The 18898-nt window shown below is 66.4% G+C and carries 20 protein-coding genes; 6 read left to right on the top strand and 14 right to left on the bottom strand.

Annotated elements, in window-relative coordinates:
- Positions 1-24 precede the first annotated feature (24 nt).
- The 4 genes from AB0N05_RS10915 to AB0N05_RS10900 all read right to left on the bottom strand — a co-directional run bounded on the left by AB0N05_RS10915 (position 25) and on the right by AB0N05_RS10900 (position 2663).
- The gene (locus tag AB0N05_RS10915) at positions 25-708 is read right to left on the bottom strand and encodes a DUF1361 domain-containing protein (RefSeq protein ID WP_364690714.1); all 684 of its coding nucleotides are present in this window, start codon (positions 706-708) and stop codon (positions 25-27) included.
- 174 nt (positions 709-882) lie between these two features.
- Positions 883-1116: a preprotein translocase subunit SecG gene (gene secG / locus AB0N05_RS10910; RefSeq protein ID WP_364690712.1), complete on the bottom strand. Its 234-nt coding sequence runs from the start codon at positions 1114-1116 to the stop codon at positions 883-885.
- 187 nt (positions 1117-1303) lie between these two features.
- The gene (locus AB0N05_RS10905; RefSeq protein ID WP_364690709.1) at positions 1304-1525 is read right to left on the bottom strand and encodes a hypothetical protein; all 222 of its coding nucleotides are present in this window, start codon (positions 1523-1525) and stop codon (positions 1304-1306) included.
- Between the two features lie 244 nt (positions 1526-1769).
- Entirely contained in the window at positions 1770-2663 is an 894-nt protein-coding gene (locus tag AB0N05_RS10900; protein ID WP_364690706.1) for an NADP-dependent oxidoreductase, read from the bottom strand.
- Between the two features lie 130 nt (positions 2664-2793).
- Between AB0N05_RS10900 and AB0N05_RS10895 the strand changes: the two genes are divergently transcribed.
- Positions 2794-3372: a helix-turn-helix domain-containing protein gene (locus AB0N05_RS10895; RefSeq protein WP_364690703.1), complete on the top strand. Its 579-nt coding sequence runs from the start codon at positions 2794-2796 to the stop codon at positions 3370-3372.
- Between the two features lie 54 nt (positions 3373-3426).
- Here AB0N05_RS10895 and AB0N05_RS10890 read toward each other — a convergent pair whose 3' ends face one another.
- The 3 genes from AB0N05_RS10890 to AB0N05_RS10880 form a co-directional block, all read right to left on the bottom strand.
- Entirely contained in the window at positions 3427-3690 is a 264-nt protein-coding gene (locus AB0N05_RS10890; RefSeq protein WP_364690700.1) for a hypothetical protein, read from the bottom strand.
- Between the two features lie 549 nt (positions 3691-4239).
- On the bottom strand, positions 4240-5844 hold the full coding sequence (locus AB0N05_RS10885; RefSeq protein WP_364690697.1) for an MFS transporter: 1605 nt from the start codon (positions 5842-5844) through the stop codon (positions 4240-4242).
- Positions 5845-6037: 193 nt separating this feature from the next.
- Entirely contained in the window at positions 6038-6670 is a 633-nt protein-coding gene (locus AB0N05_RS10880; protein ID WP_364690694.1) for a TetR family transcriptional regulator, read from the bottom strand.
- 179 nt (positions 6671-6849) lie between these two features.
- On the opposite strand from AB0N05_RS10880, the gene AB0N05_RS10875 reads away from it, so the two are divergent.
- The gene (locus AB0N05_RS10875) at positions 6850-7638 is read left to right on the top strand and encodes an META domain-containing protein (RefSeq protein WP_364690691.1); all 789 of its coding nucleotides are present in this window, start codon (positions 6850-6852) and stop codon (positions 7636-7638) included.
- Positions 7639-7696: 58 nt separating this feature from the next.
- Positions 7697-8251: a 3'-5' exonuclease gene (locus AB0N05_RS10870; protein ID WP_364690688.1), complete on the top strand. Its 555-nt coding sequence runs from the start codon at positions 7697-7699 to the stop codon at positions 8249-8251.
- A 30-nt stretch (positions 8252-8281) separates the two neighbouring features.
- Here AB0N05_RS10870 and AB0N05_RS10865 read toward each other — a convergent pair whose 3' ends face one another.
- The 5 genes from AB0N05_RS10865 to AB0N05_RS10845 all read right to left on the bottom strand — a co-directional run bounded on the left by AB0N05_RS10865 (position 8282) and on the right by AB0N05_RS10845 (position 11436).
- Positions 8282-9052 carry a thioredoxin domain-containing protein gene (locus tag AB0N05_RS10865; protein WP_364690685.1) on the bottom strand — a complete coding sequence of 257 codons (771 nt, stop codon included), beginning with the start codon at positions 9050-9052 and terminating at the stop codon, positions 8282-8284.
- A 158-nt stretch (positions 9053-9210) separates the two neighbouring features.
- Positions 9211-9795, bottom strand: coding sequence for a TetR/AcrR family transcriptional regulator (locus AB0N05_RS10860; RefSeq protein WP_364690682.1), 585 nt, complete (start codon positions 9793-9795; stop codon positions 9211-9213).
- 29 nt (positions 9796-9824) lie between these two features.
- Positions 9825-10457: a class II aldolase/adducin family protein gene (locus AB0N05_RS10855; RefSeq protein ID WP_364690679.1), complete on the bottom strand. Its 633-nt coding sequence runs from the start codon at positions 10455-10457 to the stop codon at positions 9825-9827.
- Between the two features lie 144 nt (positions 10458-10601).
- Complete coding sequence (locus AB0N05_RS10850) at positions 10602-11228, bottom strand: TetR/AcrR family transcriptional regulator (protein WP_364690676.1); 627 nt, start codon at positions 11226-11228, stop codon at positions 10602-10604.
- Between the two features lie 43 nt (positions 11229-11271).
- Positions 11272-11436 carry a hypothetical protein gene (locus AB0N05_RS10845; protein WP_364690673.1) on the bottom strand — a complete coding sequence of 55 codons (165 nt, stop codon included), beginning with the start codon at positions 11434-11436 and terminating at the stop codon, positions 11272-11274.
- Positions 11437-11543: 107 nt separating this feature from the next.
- Between AB0N05_RS10845 and AB0N05_RS10840 the strand changes: the two genes are divergently transcribed.
- Positions 11544-13772 carry a thiamine pyrophosphate-dependent enzyme gene (locus tag AB0N05_RS10840; RefSeq protein ID WP_364690670.1) on the top strand — a complete coding sequence of 743 codons (2229 nt, stop codon included), beginning with the start codon at positions 11544-11546 and terminating at the stop codon, positions 13770-13772.
- A gap of 166 nt (positions 13773-13938) precedes the next feature.
- Here the strand turns inward: AB0N05_RS10840 and AB0N05_RS10835 are convergent, their stop codons facing one another.
- Positions 13939-16188: an excinuclease ABC subunit UvrA gene (locus AB0N05_RS10835; RefSeq protein WP_364690667.1), complete on the bottom strand. Its 2250-nt coding sequence runs from the start codon at positions 16186-16188 to the stop codon at positions 13939-13941.
- A 61-nt stretch (positions 16189-16249) separates the two neighbouring features.
- On the opposite strand from AB0N05_RS10835, the gene AB0N05_RS10830 reads away from it, so the two are divergent.
- Complete coding sequence (locus AB0N05_RS10830; RefSeq protein WP_364690664.1) at positions 16250-17230, top strand: WYL domain-containing protein; 981 nt, start codon at positions 16250-16252, stop codon at positions 17228-17230.
- A gap of 153 nt (positions 17231-17383) precedes the next feature.
- Positions 17384-18463 carry a M56 family metallopeptidase gene (locus AB0N05_RS10825; RefSeq protein WP_364690661.1) on the top strand — a complete coding sequence of 360 codons (1080 nt, stop codon included), beginning with the start codon at positions 17384-17386 and terminating at the stop codon, positions 18461-18463.
- A 14-nt stretch (positions 18464-18477) separates the two neighbouring features.
- Here AB0N05_RS10825 and AB0N05_RS10820 read toward each other — a convergent pair whose 3' ends face one another.
- Positions 18478-18852, bottom strand: a complete 375-nt coding sequence (locus tag AB0N05_RS10820) for a BlaI/MecI/CopY family transcriptional regulator (protein ID WP_364690658.1) — start codon at positions 18850-18852, stop codon at positions 18478-18480.
- Between the last annotated feature and the right edge of the window lie 46 nt (positions 18853-18898).

Here is an 18898-nt window from a genome sequence, read left to right as displayed (position 1 = left end):
ATCCCCAGGCGATTCCGTAGCTGATCAGGCCTGGTCGGCGCTCGGCGGTGCGAACCTCACGGTTCGGATCAGCCGGGCGCCGCGCCGGGCACTGGCCACCCCCGCCTCCACCACCGCGCGAGTCACGAAGTGCCCCAGCGCCGTCGCCACGAAGACCGCGCCGATCAGAATCGGCGCCCACTCCCAGGTCAGCGCCAACATCATCCGATCGAAGGTGCCGCGCGGCTGCACCACCGGCTCCCAGCTATTGAGCCGCACCCAGCGACCTAGGAAAACCCCGATGGCGCACAGCAGATGGACCGTGAGCAGCACCGGTGTCTGCCACGCGCTCAATCCCCGCGCCTCCATGAAACGCCGTAGCTCGGCCAGTACCAGGTAATAGGCCACGAATCCGGACACGATGAACGCCCCGTACACCGGCAGAATCGTCGTCACCACCGGTCCGTTGCCGCTGAGCCGAATATCGTCGCGCAGATGCACCAGATCGGTCACCACATAGGGCGCGTTCGGCAGGAACAGCAGTAGCAGAATCGCCCCCGCCCACCAAGCCGCCGACGACGGCAACCCCTTCCCCGCCCGCCCGGACCTGAACACCAGCAGGGCCAAACCCACTGGAATCCAAGCCAATACGGTATTCCACGTCATCCAGAAAAGATTGCGGCCGAGCACCCCCGAGAGGCTCGGCGTCACCGCATGCACCAAGTCCATGCATCCATCATGCCTGGTCATCCGAAGTGGCCGGGCAGCATCAGGGTTCGCCTCAGCGTGACAGCGACGAATCCGACCGCCCTGCCCTGGCGTCACATGAGGTCACGCGCGCCCAATACACATGGCCCGGGCGCCGCCTTTCAGCGACGCCCGGGCCAAGAAAAGTAGTTCGGGTCAGGAGAACTTGATCTCGAGCCCAATCCCCAGAATCGAGATCAACCAGATCAACCCCAGGAAGATGGTGATCCGATCAAGGTTCTTCTCCACGACAGTCGACCCCGACAGACTCGACTGCACGCCACCACCGAAGAGGCTGGACAGACCTCCGCCCTTGGCGCGGTGCAGCAGCACCAGCAACACCAGCAGCACGCTGGTGATGATCAGGAGGATATCCAGAAACATCCGCATAGCGGACAGCATATGCGGTACCTGGAGAGACAGTCGCATCGCCCCCGGTCACAGCCGGGGGCGAGTCGCTTCCCCCGATGGTAGCCCCGCCGACCCCGAAAAACGTCGAGTCCCCGCCCGGATTCCGGGCGGGGACTCGACGCGATATCGCGTCACCGCCGTGTGAATCCACGGCGGTGGCTGGGAATCAGCGGGTGGCGTCGGGAACCCACATGAACCCGCTGGCGCCGGTGTTGACGCAGATGACCGGTTCACCGGTGTTCACGTCCCAGGTCGGATGCATCGCCTCGCTGCGGGGGCAGGAGGTGTGGACTACCGGTGTCGCCGATGCGGATGCGGGCCCGGCCAATCCGATGAACGCCGCCGCGATGAGTCCGCCGACTACGGCTGTGCTCTTAAGAACCTTCACTGTGTTCTCCCCTCGTTGACTGACAAGATCACTCTGCAGGTGAGGTGTTAACGAAATCTTGGGGTTCACTTATCGACGGTTCGTACGGTGCCCGGCAGCCGTTCGGGGTTCAGCCTGCGGGCAGGCCGATCTGTTCGTGCTCGAGCATGCCGCGTAGTTGCGAAAGGCGTGCGCGACAGTCGATAGCGATGAGTTGAAGGAAGGGTCGGCGAACAGCTCGGTCAGCCGTAAGACGCCGATCGACTCAGACGAGTAGGACTCGGCGGCCGCGGGTGTGTCCGGCCTGGCTGTCGGCGTGCGCCGACGCGGCCTCGGTGAGCGGATATGACTTGTCGACGGGGATGTGGAGCTTTCCGCGCGCGATGAGGTCGACAGCTTCGGTGAGGGCTTCGGGCATGTTGCCGCCGACACCGGCGAAGCGGATCCCGAGCATCGGGGCCTCGAGGTCGGCGATGGTGATCACCTTGTCGGGGTCCCCGGTCAGGTCGAGGAGTCCGCGGAGGACGCCCGCACCGTTGAGGTCGAGAGCGGCGTCGATGCGGCCGAGTTGGTGGACTCGTTCTACCCAGCCCACGTCGTAGGTGGTGGGGACGGCGCCCAGGCCTCGCACATAGTCCTGGTTCGCCGCAGAAGCGGTGCCGATCACCGCGATTCCCCGCTCGCGGGCGATCTGCAATACCGCCGACCCGACCCCACCGGCTGCGCCGCTGACCAGCAGCGTCTGTCCGGGTTGAACGCCGACCAGGCGGATGACCCGAAGCGCGGTCTCGACCACGGACGGGTACCCGGCCGCTTCGGCGAAGCTCAACCCGTCGGGTTTGCGCGCCCAGGAGGAGAGGACGGCGAACTCGGCGTAAGTGTTTGTGCCCCGGCCGAATACGAGGTCGCCGACGTCGATGTCGGTGACGCCCTCCCCGACCTCATCCACCACGCCCGACGCGTCCTGCCCGATGCCTGCGGGAAGCGGGATCGGGCGGATTCGCCGGAACTGGCCCTCGCGAAGCCGCCAATCATGTGGATTCACTCCCGCAGCGCGGACTGCGATACGTATCTGACCGGGGCCGGGATGGGGCTCGGCTACCTCCGCGGGCGTCAGGACTTCCGGGCCGCCGTATTCGGCGAAGCGCATTGCTTTCATGCCTCCACACTAAGACTAACGGTTAGCGTTTTGCAACGGTTGTGGTTTCATATCGGGCGGCGCTATAGTCGCGAGCGCAACCGTTAGGACTTCACAACCGATGCATTTATGCAGCCGCTAGCATCAGGAGATGACCGTGCCGACCGGACGTCGTGAGCGCAAGAAGGCCGCGACCCGCCAGAAGATCGCCGATACCGCGCTGGCGATGTTCCTGGAACGCGGCTATGACGCGGTGGGCATCCGCGATGTGGCGACCGAGGCCGACGTGGCCGTCACCACGGTCTTCTCCCACTTCGCCTCCAAAGAGGCCCTGGTCTTCGAGCAGGACGAGAACTTCGAGCAGCGCCTCATCCAAGCCGTCACCGGCCGAACAGCGGACGAGCCACTGATCCCCGCGCTACGACACGAGATCCACGCCATGGTGCGGCACTGCACGGCCGACGACGCCACACCGATCCGCCACCTGATCGACCGGGCACCCGCCCTGCGCGAGTACGAGGAGTCCATGCGGCTGCGCCACGCGGAGTCACTGGCAACGGTCATCGCCGCGGATCTCGACCAGCCGACCACCAGCACCGCCTGCCGGGCGATCGCACGGTTCGTGATCGGCGCCTTCTCACTGGCATGCGAGGCGGCCGACCCACAGGAGGCGGTGGACGAGACCTTCCGAATGATCGAGGCAGCCTGGAAGAGCACCTCGCTCACCTGAGGCGCGCAGACGCCAACGGCCCGAGATCGCCTCGGGCCGTTGATCAATGCGCCGCTACTTGACCGAGTCGGCCAACCGATCCGCATACGGGGCAACGAGTTCTCCGACGATGGGAAGCTTCGCGCGGACACCACCGACATTGTTCGCCTGGACCATGGCCATGATCCAGACGACGACCGCGAAGACCCCGACCGCCAGTCCCGCGAGGCTGAAGATGATGCCGGTGAGCCACCCCAGCGCATACGACAGGATCGCGCTGGTCTTCTTGTCCAAGCCGGTGGACTGCGGTTGGTTCGCGGGATTTTGAGAAGATGTCATGCGGCAAGTAGATGCCCCCCGCACCTCCTACCGATCCCAACTTTCAACACGAACCCACAGATCGCCGGCCATCCTCAACTCTCACCGCCGCTTGTGGAGAGACCGTATGCGGCCCAAGTTCATCCACTCCTGCGGAGTCTCGGATTGCCGGCCTATTCATGCACTAACCTCTGTCGCCAATCAGTTTTCTGACTGCTCATGGGCCTAAGTGCAGGTTCAGACCGGTGGGATGCGCCATCGGAAATCACAGTCGCGGAAGTGATCTCCGAGGTGGCATGTGGTTGCATCGCCAACGTCGTCGGAGCCGTCTCCTGGGTGCTGCAGGGGTATCAGCCTTCTGCCCAGAAGTATGGGCTCGCTTCAGCGGTCGGAGGACCTCGCGGTGGTGTTCTGCGATCATTCGAAGCCGGTCGGCGAGCGTCTCATCGCAGTCGCTGCGATCGCCTACGGCCACGACGACGTATTCGCACGACCCGTCAGATCGCTGCAGGTGTTCGCCGACATGGACGAGTTCCACACAGCTGGGGGCGGAAAACCTTGCCTGCCTCGCTATTTGGCGTCGGCGACGGCTATGAGGTGGGTGGTGCGGTCTTCACCTATGGCGAATTCGGCTACTCGGCGTTCGTTGCGTTCGTCTTGGGCGGTGAGTCTGACCTGGTGTTGGCGCATGTGTTCTTCCCAGGATCGGACCACGAAGGCTTCGACGTAGCGGTCGGCTGCGCCTACGTCGCGGTAGATTCGCCATTCCATTGCGCCGGTGCGCTGGCGGGAGCGGCCCACTCGGGCCATGTCGGTGAGGAATTGGTCGACGGATTCCTTGGGGACGGTGTAGTTCTGGAGGATCAGGACGGGGCCGTCGGCGGGGTCGGGTTCGCAGACGACGTAGGGCTCGGGCCAGTAGGCGAGGGGGGTCATGTCGAATCCGGTTGCGTCCTGGCGGATCGGCCACCAGAGGACACTGACGGCACAGAAGGCGAGCAGGGCGGCGGCGAGCAGTAGGGCCTTTTCGACGCCAATCGCATTGGCGAGCGCGCCCCATAACAGGGAGCCGATGGCCTGGCCGCCCATGAACAGCAGGGTGTAGACCGACATGCCTCGGGCTCGCACCCAGGCCGGAAGCATGAGCAGCATGGTCGAATTGAAGGTGGACATGGCCAAAGGCCAGCCGACGCCCGCGATCACCAGCGCGAGCAGGACCAGCGGTAGGCGGTCCACCATCGCTGTCACCAGGGTTGCGGCTCCGAAGAGCACCGCGGAGAGCGTGACCATGCGGGTGGCCGTCAACTGCCGACGGAGGACCGCGAAGGACAGCCCACCACCCACCGCGCCGACTCCCAGCGCGCCGAGCATCACGCCGTAGCCCGAGGACGACAGCCCCAGCTTCTCGTGAGCTACCACCGGCAGCAGGGCCCACAGCGCGCTCGCCGGGATGATGAACAGCACCGCGCGCAGCAGGACTCGTCGAATCGCGGGGCCGGAGCGCACGTATCGCATGCCCGCTTGCAAGGCCGCGAATGGCCGCTCGACCGGCAGCGTCTCCTCCTTGACGGGTCGCCGCCACAGCACGAGCACCACCACGATGCCGACGAAAGACACTGCGTTCAACGCGAATACGAAGGTCGGACCGGCAATCGACACCAGCACACCCGCGATCGCGGGCCCCACCGCGCGAGCGCCGTTGACGCTCAACCCGTTCAGTGCGGAGGCGGCCGGAATCTGTTCGCGCGGAACGAGTTCCGGCTGGATCGACTGCCAGGTCGGCATGGTCAGCGCCGACCCGCAGCCGAGCAAGAACAGCAGTGTCAGCAGCACTGTCGGCGTGGTGTGCCCGGCTGCGGTCGATACCGCGAGCACGGCCGCCGTCAAGGCCATGGCCGATTGCGCGCCGATCAGCAGCCGCCGCTTATCGACCAGATCAGCCAGCACGCCCGCCGGAATCACCAGCAGCATGACCGGCAGCGTGGTCGCCGTCTGCACGAGCGACACCAGAATCGCCGCATGCGGCTGATCCACCAGCAGCCACTGCGCCCCGACGGTCTGCATCCAGGTGCCCAGGTTGGACACCAATTGCGCGATCCACAGCGCCCGATACACCTTCGAGGCGAAGGGAGCCCAGGTCGAGACGGTAGCGGTTTCCGGTCGTAGCGCGGTCACCGCTCGAAGCTTATGCCCGACCAGGTCCGAGACCGGCAGCCGCTGGTGGTGACGGCCCGGCACCGCAACCGTCGTAACCGCGCACAGTGCACGTGGCCGTCGGGCACTGCGAGCGCCGCGGCCGGGCCCTGGCGCGTCCAGCGGCCCGGCCCGACGGGCATTGCGGCGGCGGGCCGGGCGGGCGTCGCGGCGACTAGTCCTTGGCGGCAGGAGCCACGCGGGCGGCGTAGACGGCCAGCATGTCCTCGACCAGCGCCAATACCGAGACATCGAGGTCGGGGCGTTGGTAGACGCCGCGGACGACGGCTTCACCGGAGAACAGGTGCAGGAGCATGAAGAACAGGGGTTCGCGGATTTCGCTCGGATAGTCGTCGAGCAGTCCGGTGCGCTCGAGGGTGGCGACTATTTCGCGGTAGTAGTTGTCGGCGATGGGTTCGATGCGTTCGCGTAGTTCGGTGTCGGAGCGGGCGGCCAGGTAGATCTCGCGCAGCGCGTGAGTCAGGTTGGACTGCTGGGCCATTCGCAGGAACCGCAGGGCGGTGTCGAGCGCATTGTCCTGTGCGCCTAGGTGTTCCATGGTCGCGCGGTACGCGTCGAGCTGGCGGGTCATCGCCTCTTCGGCGGTGCGCACGATCAGGTCGAGGCGGGTGTCGAACTGCCGGAACATGGCTCCGGCCGATAGTGCGGCGCGGCCGCAGATCTCCTGGACCGTCGCGCGTTGATAGCCGACCTCGCCGATTGCGGCAATCGTCGCATCGACCAGTTTGGCCACCGTGGCTGCCCGACGCTCCTGCTGAGTGCGGCGCGGGCGCGAAACTTCGCTCACAGACGAACATCCTGCCGTGTGCGGGGCAGGTGGCCGACAGGCGGCCCTTGGTGACCGGTAACACACTCCAGGAATCGACCCTATCGACAGGCTCGCAAGTTAGAGATCAATCGATCTCCAATAAAGGACGCTCGCGTCGACACTGGGCATGCCCGGGTGCCCTCCGTACGATCGGCAATATGTCAGCTACTCGCATGTGGTGTGGTGTGCTGCTCGCGGTCACCCTGGGCGCGGCGGCCGGATGTTCCTCTTCCAGCGACGGCAGCGGTCAGGACTCCGGTCCGACGCCCATGGGTAAGACCTATATGTCGACCAAGGTCGACGGGAAGCCCATTCCGGGCGGCGGACCGCTCACCCTCACCTTCCAGGACGGCCGGATCACCGCGAACGCGGGCTGCAATACCGCCAGCGGCCCGGTCACCTTGAACGGCGATGTCCTGAAAACCGATGAGCTGGCCACCACCCTCATGGGCTGCCCGGGCGATCTCGCCGACGCGGACGGCTGGGCGAATGGCCTGCTGCGCTCACTCCCCACCTGGAAACTGGACGGCCCCACCCTCACGCTGAAGGGCAATGGCAGCACCGTGACCCTGCAGGACCGCAAGGTCCTGCACCCCGACAAGCCGCTCACGGGCACCACGTGGATCGTGACCACGCTGCTGCGTCCCGATGCCGAGGTGCGTTCACAGGCGCTCGATGAGGCCCGACCGGCACTGACCATCGCCCCCGACGGCTCGGTCTCGGGCGGCGCGGGCTGCAATCAGTTGATCGGCACCGCCGAGGTCGCGGGCAATGAGGTCACCTTCCACCTCGGCACCACCCGCATGATGTGCGATGAACAGGTCATGGAGGTCGAACGCGACGTACTCCAGGCCCTCGACGGAAAGGTGACGGCCACAGTCGATTCCGACAACCTGACCCTGCGCAACACCACCAACGGCACGGGCCTGAAGCTCCACGCGGAATGACCCGCCGACCTCGAAATCCACTGTCGCCGGGCGATATCGCCCCGTACCGTCCGGCTTCATGAACACTCGATACCTGAACGTCGTCGACGTGGAGGCCACCTGCTGGGAGCGCGCGAACCCTCCCGACCAGCCGAACGAGATCATCGAAATCGGCCTCTGTGTCCTCGATACCCACACCCTGGAGCGCGTCTCCAAGCACAGCATCCTGGTGCGCCCCGATCGCTCCGAAGTAAGCGAATTTTGCACCGCCTTAACGACTCTCACCCCCGAGCAGGTGGCCACCGGCATCTCCTTCGCCGAGGCCTGCACGCTCCTGCGCACCGAATTCGACGCCGATTCCCGCCCATGGGCCAGTTGGGGCGATTACGACCGCAAACAATTCGAACGCCAATGCGCCGCCACCGGAGTCCCTTACCCGTTCGGCTCCACACACACGAACGCCAAAACAACCTTCTCCGCGGCCCGCAACACCACCCACCGCTTCGGTATGGCAGGCGCGCTGAAAGAAACCGGCCTCCCCCTCGAAGGCACCCATCACCGTGGTGACGATGACGCCTGGAACATAGCCGCTCTCATCATCGACATGATGAAGCAGAACGTCTGGCCCGCCTGAAGGTCGATAAGTCCAGCAGGTGCGGCCGGGTCAGGAGTTCGCGGCGGTTTCGATGGTTTGGCGCAGGCCGCCGGGGGCGAACATCTGCTGTGTCATGGGAATCTGCTCGCCATTGACATAGACGGTGGGGGTGGCGCGGATGTCGGGTGCCAGGGTCTTGGTTACCTGTTGGACGTAGCCGTCGTATTTGTTGTCGGTGATCGCTTGTGCCACTGCGGGATCGGTGTACCCGGCGTCGCGGGCGATGGCGATGAGCTGGTCGTCGGTCAGGCCGGTGCTGCCCTCGGCGGGCTGTTTGTCGTACATGGCGGCGAGCCAGCCTTGGAACTTCGAGGGGTCCGATTCGGCGACCGCGAAGGCCGCACTCGCCGCGCGGGTGGAGTACCGGCTGCCCAGGGACGCTCGATCGAGGAAGGAGACGATCTGGTATTCAATGGCGGCCTTGCCATTGTCGACTTCCTCGGCCAGTAGACCCGCATTCGCGGACTCGAGCATGCGGCAGGCGGGGCACTGCATATCGGTCACGATGCGAACGGTGACCTTCGCATCGGGTCTGCCGATGCGAATGGCTCCGGTGTCGGTGATTGTCCCGGTCAATCCATTGCCGGGCCGGGCGGTGATAGCGGGGACCGGACCTGCCTCGGCGTCATGGCTTTTGCGCACCGCCAGGCTGATGCCGATGCCCGCGATCAAGGCGATCAGTACCGACGCCACGCCCACCTGGACGAGAATCTTGCCGCGGCGGTCGGCCTGCCGGGTCGCCGCAATCGAACTGGTCCGCTTCGGCGTTTTCTCGGCCATGGCTGATCACAACCCTTCTCGCTGCTGCGCGCGATGGCGACCGCACGGCACCGGCCGGTCGGCGAGCGCGCACCGCAGGTTAGTGGCCGAACCTTAGAAAATCCCAAATGGAAATAGTTAATCGTGGAAAACATTCAGCTACTCGATGGGCGGACGGGTCAGGCTGGGTCGCGATGGGCCTCGATGAGCGCTCGGGCCATCTTCTGTGCTCGCTGGGCGGCGAGCCGGTCGCCCTCCGCCGCGGAGATGATCGAGCCCTTCATCAGGATGTGCCAGGACCGAGCGAAATCCTCCACATCGGACAGCCCGGCGCGTTCGGCTCGGATGCGCACGATATCGCGAATGGTTTGCAGATGCTCGATGCTGGCCCGGCCCAGCGGATGCTCCGCACCCATCTCCAGCAGCACATTGATGAAGGTGCAGGCATCGAAATCCTTTGCGCCGAACCATTCTTCGAAGACATCGAAAATGGCGAGCAGCTGTTCTTCCGGGGTGTTCCCGCGACACCGCGACTGCTCCTCGATGAGCTCGAAGGTCCACAGCCGTTCGCGACGCCGGAGCACTTCGATGATCAGCTGGTCCAGGGTCGGAAAGTGCTCGCGGAGTGTGTCTTCGGCGACTCCGGCACGCGCGGCCACCGCCTCCGGGCTCGCCGCGCGGACACCCTCGCGGGTGCACAACTCGTAGGCGGCCAGCAGAATTCGTTCGCGCACACTGACAACCGAGTTGCTGACGATTGTCATCCACTAATCGTATAACTCACCAGGGTGTTTTACGGGTTCAACTGTGGCTCGGGAATCGTCGCGGGGAGTTTGGCGGTGCGTATCTCGCCCGCCGCGGCCTCCTCGAGCGCGCTGAGCACGCGCACGGCCCGGGACAGGGTGGAGTGGAATGCGGTCACGCTGTGATCGGTCATGAGCGCCGCGCAGGTGCCGGGCCGGGTGGCGGCGAGGGTCGCGAGGGCGTCGGCGCAACTCGTGCTGCCTGGCACCGACCCGGGCACGACGGGGATGTCGTCGTATTGTCCGGCGAGCAGCAGCGGCAGGTACTGGGTGGGCAGCGGTTGATTCGCGACCGCGCAACTGGTGACGCTGGCCGGATGGGCGTGAATGACGGCGCCGAGCCCGGAGTTGGCCGCGTAGATGGCGGCGTGCAGCGCAATCATCGGCGCGGCAGTCGAATTCAGTTCACCCTCGAGCACCGTGCCGTCGAAGTCGATGACCCCGAACCGATCGGCGGGTGCGTCCTCGACGAACAGGACCGGGTCGACGGTGGTGATCAGGAGCATGGTGTGGGAGCTGAGCCGCACGGAGATGTCGATCTGCCGCGATGCCGGGATGACATCGCGGGTGAGCAGATCCTGGAGCACACGGTCCACCTGGTGACGCTCCGCGGCATGCTGCACGGCGACTCCTCGATCGGCCCCCCGGGCCGCAGATTTGCTGGATTGACGCTATGGCTGTCGAACACGCGCGAGCAAACTTCTCCAGCAATCTTGGACGAGTATGTCCACGAGAACAACCCTTGTGACCGCGAACACGGCCAACTCTCAGGGTTGCATGAGGCCGATCAGGAATCGGGTGAGTACCGAGGTGAGGTCGGTGAGTGCCGGACGCGGCTCGCTGATGCTCCACTGATGGACCAGCGCCATGAGAGCGCCGACGAACCCCGTGGTCGCCGCGCGGATTCCACCCACCGGCTCGAACTCGGGTCCGAGCGCTTTGCGTAGCTCGCCCGCCATGAACTCGTACCAGAGCTCGCGCTGATAGAGGCGGCGTTCCTCGACCCGTGGGCTGACCCCGACGATCTCCACATAGGACACCGCGGCCCGGCGGGGATCACCGCCGATGGATTCGGCGTAGGCCGCGACCGCGGCCTCGGCCCGCGCGGCCACCTCGGCGGACGGAATCGCGCCGGTCGCGGCCTCGACCGCGTCCCGGGCCTCGGCATTGATCATGTCGTAGACGGCCATCAGCAGGTCTTCACGATTGGTGAAGTGCTCGTAGAACTGGCTACGGGCCAGACCGGCGGTCTTGCAGAGGAGGGTGATCGAACTGGATGCGTAGCCGGTCTCGCCGAATACCGCGAGCCCGGCGGCGAGGAACTGCCTGCGCCGTTCCGACCGGCGATCGGTCACCGGCTGGCCCGCGTAGCTCCGAGTCGTGCTCGCATCCACCCGTCGAACCCTAGTCTGCCCACTCCCGGATCTGACGGCACAGCTACGGCCCGTCGTCCAGGGGCAGGTCGTGCCCGCCCGTGGGATGCACCCGCCACGGGGGCATTGTCACCGCAGCGAGCGAGAATCCTCTACCGCGCAGGCCTTCCCGGGAGTCTCGGGGAATCAGCTGAGTGGACTCGCCACGGCGATCGTCGTCGATCGGCATGATGGGAACCAAGCGTCCGGCACGACTAGCCGAGAGATGTGGAGTTGCCGCGGACACGGGTGTTCCACATTTAGTCTGAGGCCCGGCGTACGCGACATATGGGACATATGGAAGTGGTGGGTCGAATCAACGAGCGCGAAGCAGAACTCGATCAATGGTTTCGCGCGGAGGTCACCGCGACGACACCCGGGCCCGCTCGTGGAAAACAGGAACCCATCACCCCGGACAGTCCGATCACCGGCGCGCGCTGCCTGGAACTCTTCGACGCCCAGACCACCGCGCGGCACCTCGATCTCGCGGCGCGCCAGCTCACCCGGGAAGGCCACGGGTACTACAGCATCGGCTCCTCGGGGCATGAGGGCAATGCGGCGGTGGCGGCCGCACTGCGGGTGACCGATCCCGCACTGCTGCACTATCGTTCGGCCGCCTTCTTCGTCCAGCGCGCCGGACAGGTACCCGGGCTCGACCCGATTCGCGATGTGCTGCTCGGGGTGGCCGCGGCGGTGGCGGATCCCATTTCCGGTGGGCGGCACAAGGTTTTCGGCAGCAAGCCCGCGCACGTGATTCCGCAGACCTCGACCATTGCCTCGCATCTGCCGCGCGCGGTCGGGCTGGCCTTCGCCATCGAACGCGCCGCACAGCTGCGGGTGCCGTGCGAGTGGCCCGAGGATGCGGTGGTGGTGTGCAGCTTCGGCGATGCCTCGGCCAATCACTCGACAGCCACCGGGGCGATCAATACGGCCGTGCACACCGCGCATCAGGGTGTGCCCCTGCCGATTCTGTTCGTGTGCGAGGACAATGGAATCGGGATCAGCGTGCCGACACCGCGCACCTGGATCGCGCAGGCCTATGGTTCCCGACCCGGGCTGCGGTACTTCGAAGCGGACGGCGCGGATCTCGTGGACGCGCTCACCGCCGCGAGCGAGGCGGCGCAATGGGTTCGCGCACAACGCAAACCGGCCTTCTTGCGGCTGCGCACGGTGCGGCTGCTCGGGCATGCGGGCTCGGATGTGGAGGCGGCCTACCGGCGTCCGGCCGAGATCGCCGCGGATCTGCGCCGTGATCCGGTGGCCCGCACGGCCCGGCTGCTGATCACCGCGGGCATGGCGACACCGGGTGAATTGCTCAGGCGTTACGACGATATCGGGGCGCGGGTCGCCGAGACGGCCGAAAAGGTGTGGGGCGAGGTCAAATTGACGTCCGCGCCCGCCGTCATGGCTCCGCTCGCACCGAACCGGCCGACGGTTGTGCGCACCGACGCGCTGCGCGGCACCCCGGCCGCCGGTTCCGGCGGGTTCCCCGCCCCGACCGGCGACAGCGGTGAGCCGATGACCTTGGCGCAGGCGGTGAATCGCACGCTCGGTGAGCTGCTCACCCGCGATCCCGATGTGCTGGTGTTCGGCGAGGACGTGGGCCGCAAGGGCGGCGTGTACGGCGTCACCAAGGGCCTGCAACAGGAGTTCGGCGTGCGCCGCGTGTTCGACACGCTGCTGGATGAGCAGAGCGTGCTGGGCACGGCACTCGGTGCGGGCCTGGCGGGTTTCGTGCCGATTCCGGAGATCCAGTACCTCGCCTATGTGCACAATGCCGAGGATCAGTTGCGCGGCGAGGCGGCCACATTGTCGTTCTTCTCCGACGGGAATTACCGCAATCCGCTGGTGGTGCGGATCGCGGGCTACGCCTATCAGAAGGGCTTCGGCGGGCACTTCCACAATGACAATTCCATTGCGGCACTGCGGGATATCCCCGGAGTGGTGATCGCCTCCCCGTCGCGCGCCGACGATGCGGCGGCCATGCTGCGCACCTGCGTCTCGGCGGCCCGGGTGGACGGACGGGTGTGCGTGTTCCTCGAACCGATTGCCCTGTACCACACGCGGGATCTGCATCGGCCCGGCGACAGCGGTTGGCTCGCACCGGTTTCCGCCGTGCGGCATGCCGAGATCGGCAAGGCGCGCGTGCACGGCACCGGTGCGCATCTGACCATTGTGAGTTTCGCCAATGGGGTGCCGATGAGTCTGCGGGTCGCCCGGCGGCTCTCCGAACGCGGAATCCACGCACGGGTTCTGGACCTGCGCTGGCTCTCGCCGCTGCCGATCGACGATCTCCTCGACAATGCGCGCGCCACCGGCCGCGTCCTCATCGCCGATGAAACCCGCCGCAGCGGAGGCGTTTCCGAGGCCGTGTGCGCGGCGCTGCTGGACGCCGGGTTCGACGGGCCGATCGCCCGGGTGACCAGCGAGGACAGTTTCATCCCGCTCGGCCCGGCCGCCTCGACGGTGCTGCTGGACGAGGCGCGTATCGAATCGGCGGCACGCAAACTGCTCGCTCGCCCGTGAGGGGATGACAACGAGTGGAATGGATCGCGATGGAGGTCGCGCCCCATTCCACTCGTCATCGACGCCGGTCCGGTCGGCGTCCCCGTGCCGATGAGAGGACGGCACAAGCTTTATCTACTGAGTACGTACGTAGATAGTATTACCGGATCGACGCCATCCCGCGCAACTAGTGACGCAGCGCCCGGCCGGTGAACGACTCGTCGTGACCCGCGAGCGCCTCGGGCAGGCCCTCGAACATGATCCGGCCGCCATGACGACCCGGGCCGGGACCGAGGTCGATCACCCAGTCCGCGCGGCGGATCACATCCAGGTTGTGCTCGATGACGATCATCGTATTGCCCTTGCCCACAAGGGTTCCCAGCACATCCATCAATGTGTCGATATCGGAGAGATGCAGGCCGGTGGTCGGCTCGTCGAGCACGTAGAGGCTGTGGGCGTCCCGCTTGCCCAGCTCGCGGGCGATCTTCAGACGCTGGCATTCACCGCCCGACAGCGTGGTGAGCGGCTGGCCGAGCCGCAGATAGCCCAGACCGACCTCGGTGACGTGACCCAGGGGCCGCTCGATGCCTGCGTAGGGCAGGCGTTCGGCGGCTTCACCGATGGTGAGGTCGCCGACGTCGGCGATCGACAGTCCATCCAGGGTGTATGCCAGCACCTCGTCGGTGAACCGCCGCCCGCCGCAGGTCTCACACACCACTTCCTGCCCGTCCATGAAGGCCAGATCGGTGTAGACGACGCCGAGCCCGTCGCAGGCCGGGCACGCACCCTCGGAATTGGCGCTGAAGAGGTTGGGGCTCACGCCGTTTCGCTCCGCGAACAGTTTGCGCAGCGACGGTGCGATACCGGTGTAGGTGAGCGGTGTCGAGCGACGGTTGGTGCTCACCGGCCGCTGATCGACAATGGTGGCCGGGTGCTGGTCGACGAGTTCGGCCACCAGACTGGACTTTCCGGAGCCCGCGACGCCGGTGATCACGGTCAGCACGCCGGTCGGGATGTCGACTCCGATGCCGGTCAGGTTGTTCCGGGTCGCGTTCTCGATACGGATCTTTCCGGTCGCCGAGCGCGGAGTATGCCGCCCGCCGCGGCGGCGCAGCGCCCGGCCGGTGGGGGTGTCCGCGCGCCGGATGTCCTCGAATCGTCCCTGGAAGACCACCTGCCCGCCCGCGACGCCCGCGCCCGGGCCGATCTCGACGATCTCATCGGCGACGCGCATGACGTCCGGGTCGTGTTCGACTACGAGCACGGTATTTCCCTTGTCGCGCAGGCGCTTCAGGAGGCGGGTCATGGAACGGACATCGTGCGGATGCAGGCCCACGGTCGGTTCGTCGAACACATAGAGCATCTCGGTGAGGCTGTTGCCCAGGTGCCGCACCGTTTTGATGCGCTGCGACTCACCACCCGACAAGGTGGTGGTGGGGCGGGCCAGCGAGAGGTAGCCGAGCCCGATGGCGGTCAGGGCGGCGAGCCGCTCGTGCAGTGCCTCCACGACGGGCGTGATTCGCCGATCCTTGACCGCGGCAATGACATCGGTGAGTGCGTCGATCTCCATCCGGGACAGCTCGGCAATGGTGTGGCCCGCCACCCGGGCCGAGCGCGCGGCCGCATTGAGCCGGTCACCGCCGCAGTCCGGGCAGGGCCGGGCGTGCGTGAAGCGTTGCACCACCGCCTGTTTGTGCTCCGACAGGTTGTCCGAGGTGTGCAGGTAGATGCGTTCGAACCGGTCGACTACGCCCTCGTAGTCCTTCGGCGGGCGGGTGCCCAGCCGGGCCGCGGCCTCTCCCCCGTGCAGCAGTGCCGCACGCTCGTCCTCGGTCCAATCCCGCAGCGGTGTCGTGGGATCGAAGGAACCGATATCGGCGTACTGGCGATACCAGTACTTGCCATTGCCGAAGCCGGGCAACAGGATCGCGCCCTGCTCCAGGGTCTTGTCCAGGTCGAGAATGCGGTTGATATCGATCGCGAGGGTTTCGCCCAGGCCCGAGCAGGTGGGGCACATTCCGGCCGGGTCATTGAACGAAAAGTGGTTCGACTCACCGACATACGGATCGCTGATGCGCGAAAACAGCAGGCGCAGATAGCTGTACGTGTCGGTGATGGTGCCGAGGGTGGATCGGGCATTGCCGCCGAGGCGTTTCTGGTCGATCACAACCACCGGCGACAGCCCGTCGATGGAGTCCACCTCGGGGCGGCTCCAGCGCGGCAGGCGATTGCGCACGAACGGCGGATAGGTCTCGTTCACCTGGTACCCGGCCTCGGCCGCGATGGTGTCGAAGACGAGCGATGACTTGCCCGAACCGGACACTCCCGCGAAAACCACCAGGCTATTGCGCGGCACATCGATATCGATGGCGCGCAGATTATTGGTCCGCGCCGCCCTGATCCGAATGGCGCGACGATGCTCGGTCGTTGTGGTCATAATCCGACCGTACGAGCAGATGTGGCCGGATCCTGACCGCGATTCGAGTCATCATGGAGACATGCCCGATGTGACTCGCCGCATGCTGGAACTGCTGGCCCAGCTCCAAACGGGGAGGCAATTCACAGGTCAGGACCTTGCCGACCGGCTCGCGATCAGCCCGCGCACACTGCGCCGCGATGTCGAGCGGCTGCGCGAGTACGGCTATCCGGTGCGCACCCAGCCCGGGCCGAGCGGGTTCTATCAACTGGCCGCCGGGCGCACCCTGCCACCGCTGGTCCTCGACGATGATGAGGCGGTCGCCACGCTCCTGGCGCTGGCCCTGCTCGGCGCGACCTCGGCACCGGACTCCGACGGTCCCGCCGGAATCGGTCCCGCCGCCGATCGTGCCTTCGGCAAGCTCGACCAATTCCTGCCGAAACGGTTGCGCCCCAGGGTGACCGCGTTGCGGACGACGGTGGAGGCCGCACCCCAGTCGGCCCCCGCGGTCGATCCCGAGCAGCTGTCGACCCTCGGGCTGGCGGCCGCCCGCCACGAGCTGGTCACCTTCGACTACGTCAGCCGCGACGGCCAGGTCTCGCGCCGCCGGGTCGAGCCCTATCGCGAGGTCCACCTGCACCTGCGCTGGTACCTGCTCGCGTGGGATACCGAACGCGGCGACTGGCGCACCTTCCGCCTCGACCGAGTCAGCGAAATAACCTCCACCGCAATACCTTTCACTCCCCGCCCCCTACCCGCCCGCTCGGCCACCGACTATCTCCGCGAGGGCCTCACCGCAACCCGCCACCAAGCCGTCGTCACGGTCGACGCCCCGGCCACCCAAGTCGGTGACACCCTGAAATTCCAAGACTGCGATATCGAACCCCTCACCCCCGAATCCTGCCGAATCACCGCCTGGGTCGATTCCTTCGAATGGCTGGTCCTGAATATCGCCCTCATCGGCGCGGACTTCACCATCGAACACCCCGCGGAATTCCGCCATCGCAGCCTCGAACTCGCCCGTCGCCTACACACCGCCGCGATCCCGCCCCCGCCACAGTAAGGATGCCCTCAGGTTCCATCCGTAAGCTCTAGCGCGCTCGACGGGAGGAGCACTGATGCGACCGGACACACCGGCAGGTTCGTGGGAAGACTATGGCCGTCGGTGTGCAGCGCGGGGCAACCAGTTCGCCAGCGCAGGGCGCACGCGCCGTCGATGCGACCGCCCCGATGGGTGGTCGGATGCGGCGGACATCTCGGCACGCCGGGCCGCGACCACGACTCCGGATCGGTCCACTTCTTCCGCGCTGGTGATGCGGTGAGCGCCGCCGCGTGTCTGGCCCTGTACGGGTTCGCCGTGGCCGTGCTGGCTCCGAGGCTCCTGCGTGGCGTGGGGGATGCGAGTGCGGTGCCGCGAGTCGCGCTGGCGGCCTGGCTTGCCACTCTCGCGACGACCGTGCTGGCGTGGACCACCGCGCTGACGATTCTGGTATTCGACGTTCTCACGCACCAGCTTTCGGAAGCGCCGCGCCGCATTCTCGACGGGTGCATCACGCATATGCACGATGCCGCCATCGGACGGTACGGCGCACCGGTACAGACCGGGCTGCTATTGCTGGCCGGATCAGCCTCGCTCGCGGCCGTGGTGGTGACCATGCGGCTCGGCGCGACTCTGCTGCGGGCCCGGCGCACCACCCTCGAACATGCGGCCCTGACTCGGATGGCCGGTCGGCACCATCCAGACCTGGATGCCGTCGTACTGGAGGTGGATCAACCCGCCGCCTATTGCGTTGCGGGCAAACCACATACGGTCGTCATCAGCCGCGGCGTGCTGACCGCGCTCGACGAGGATCACCTCGAGGCCGTACTCGCCCACGAACGAGCCCACCTGGCCGGTCGCCACCACCTGCTCCTCGCCTTGACCCGCGGGCTGTCCACCACACTCCCCCGCATCAACCTCTTCTCGATCGGCGCACTCGAGGTCGCGTGGCTACTGGAAATGATGGCCGATGACGCCGCAGCCCGAATCCACGGCCGCCGCACCGTATTACAAGCCCTGCGCGCCCTCTCCGGAATAGCCTCCGGCCCAGCCGGAGCCCTCGGGGCCACCGAAGTGGGACTCACCACCCGCCTGCAACGCCTCGAAGCCCCCGCCGCGCGAGCCTTGCGCGCCCGCACCCGACTCACCCTCGCAGCAGTCACCGCCATGGCCACCCTGGTGCCCATGGCCGCCGTACTCACCGCCGCCATCGGCATCGTCATCTGCGCACCGATACCGGGCGGATCCCACATCTGACACCGGCGCGCGGGTCAGCTTCGTTTGGTGCGGGCGATCTTGCGGAGGGCGGCGCGCAGGCCTTCGGATTCCTCGGCGCTCATCTGCTCGACGAAATGGGCGAGGACAAGTTCGGAGCGTCCGCCGCTGCCGAGGGCCTCGCGCATGAGGCGGGCGCTGTATTCCTCGCGGCTGTGGGTGGGCCAGTAGCGGTAGGCCTTGCCTATGCGCTCGCGTTCGAGCCAGCCTTTGCGGTGCAGGTTGTCCATGGTGGACATGACCGTCGTATAGGCGATGTCGCGTTCGGCGGCGAGTTCGTCGAATACCTCACGGACCGTGGTCTTCTCGGCACGATCCCAGATGCGTTCGATAATGACCGCTTCGAGTTCGCCGAAGCCTCGTGCACCCACTTGTACTCCTCACCTCACGGCCCGACCGGTCCACACCGTATCTCGG

The organism is Nocardia sp. NPDC051030, assembly GCF_040683015.1.
In the GTDB taxonomy this organism is placed as follows: Bacteria; Actinomycetota; Actinomycetes; order Mycobacteriales; family Mycobacteriaceae; genus Nocardia.
Note: the sequence above shows the minus strand (reverse complement) of the source record. Positions and strands in the feature narration are given on the sequence as shown.

What these genes read in the sequence shown, in the direction of transcription:
- AB0N05_RS10890 (WP_364690700.1), bottom strand. Translation starts at nt 3,690, where the DNA reads ATGACATCTTCTCAAAATCCCGCGAACCAACCGCAGTCCACCGGCTTG.
- AB0N05_RS10870 (WP_364690688.1), top strand. Translation starts at nt 7,697, where the DNA reads ATGAACACTCGATACCTGAACGTCGTCGACGTGGAGGCCACCTGCTGG.
- AB0N05_RS10865 (WP_364690685.1), bottom strand. Translation starts at nt 9,052, where the DNA reads ATGGCCGAGAAAACGCCGAAGCGGACCAGTTCGATTGCGGCGACCCGG.
- AB0N05_RS10895 (WP_364690703.1), top strand. Translation starts at nt 2,794, where the DNA reads ATGACCGTGCCGACCGGACGTCGTGAGCGCAAGAAGGCCGCGACCCGC.
- AB0N05_RS10840 (WP_364690670.1), top strand. Translation starts at nt 11,544, where the DNA reads ATGGAAGTGGTGGGTCGAATCAACGAGCGCGAAGCAGAACTCGATCAA.
- AB0N05_RS10825 (WP_364690661.1), top strand. Translation starts at nt 17,384, where the DNA reads ATGCGACCGCCCCGATGGGTGGTCGGATGCGGCGGACATCTCGGCACG.
- AB0N05_RS10835 (WP_364690667.1), bottom strand. Translation starts at nt 16,188, where the DNA reads ATGACCACAACGACCGAGCATCGTCGCGCCATTCGGATCAGGGCGGCG.
- AB0N05_RS10900 (WP_364690706.1), bottom strand. Translation starts at nt 2,663, where the DNA reads ATGAAAGCAATGCGCTTCGCCGAATACGGCGGCCCGGAAGTCCTGACG.
- AB0N05_RS10860 (WP_364690682.1), bottom strand. Translation starts at nt 9,795, where the DNA reads ATGACAATCGTCAGCAACTCGGTTGTCAGTGTGCGCGAACGAATTCTG.
- AB0N05_RS10830 (WP_364690664.1), top strand. Translation starts at nt 16,250, where the DNA reads ATGCCCGATGTGACTCGCCGCATGCTGGAACTGCTGGCCCAGCTCCAA.
- AB0N05_RS10915 (WP_364690714.1), bottom strand. Translation starts at nt 708, where the DNA reads ATGGACTTGGTGCATGCGGTGACGCCGAGCCTCTCGGGGGTGCTCGGC.
- AB0N05_RS10875 (WP_364690691.1), top strand. Translation starts at nt 6,850, where the DNA reads ATGTCAGCTACTCGCATGTGGTGTGGTGTGCTGCTCGCGGTCACCCTG.
- secG (WP_364690712.1), bottom strand. Translation starts at nt 1,116, where the DNA reads ATGCGGATGTTTCTGGATATCCTCCTGATCATCACCAGCGTGCTGCTG.
- AB0N05_RS10845 (WP_364690673.1), bottom strand. Translation starts at nt 11,436, where the DNA reads ATGCCGATCGACGACGATCGCCGTGGCGAGTCCACTCAGCTGATTCCC.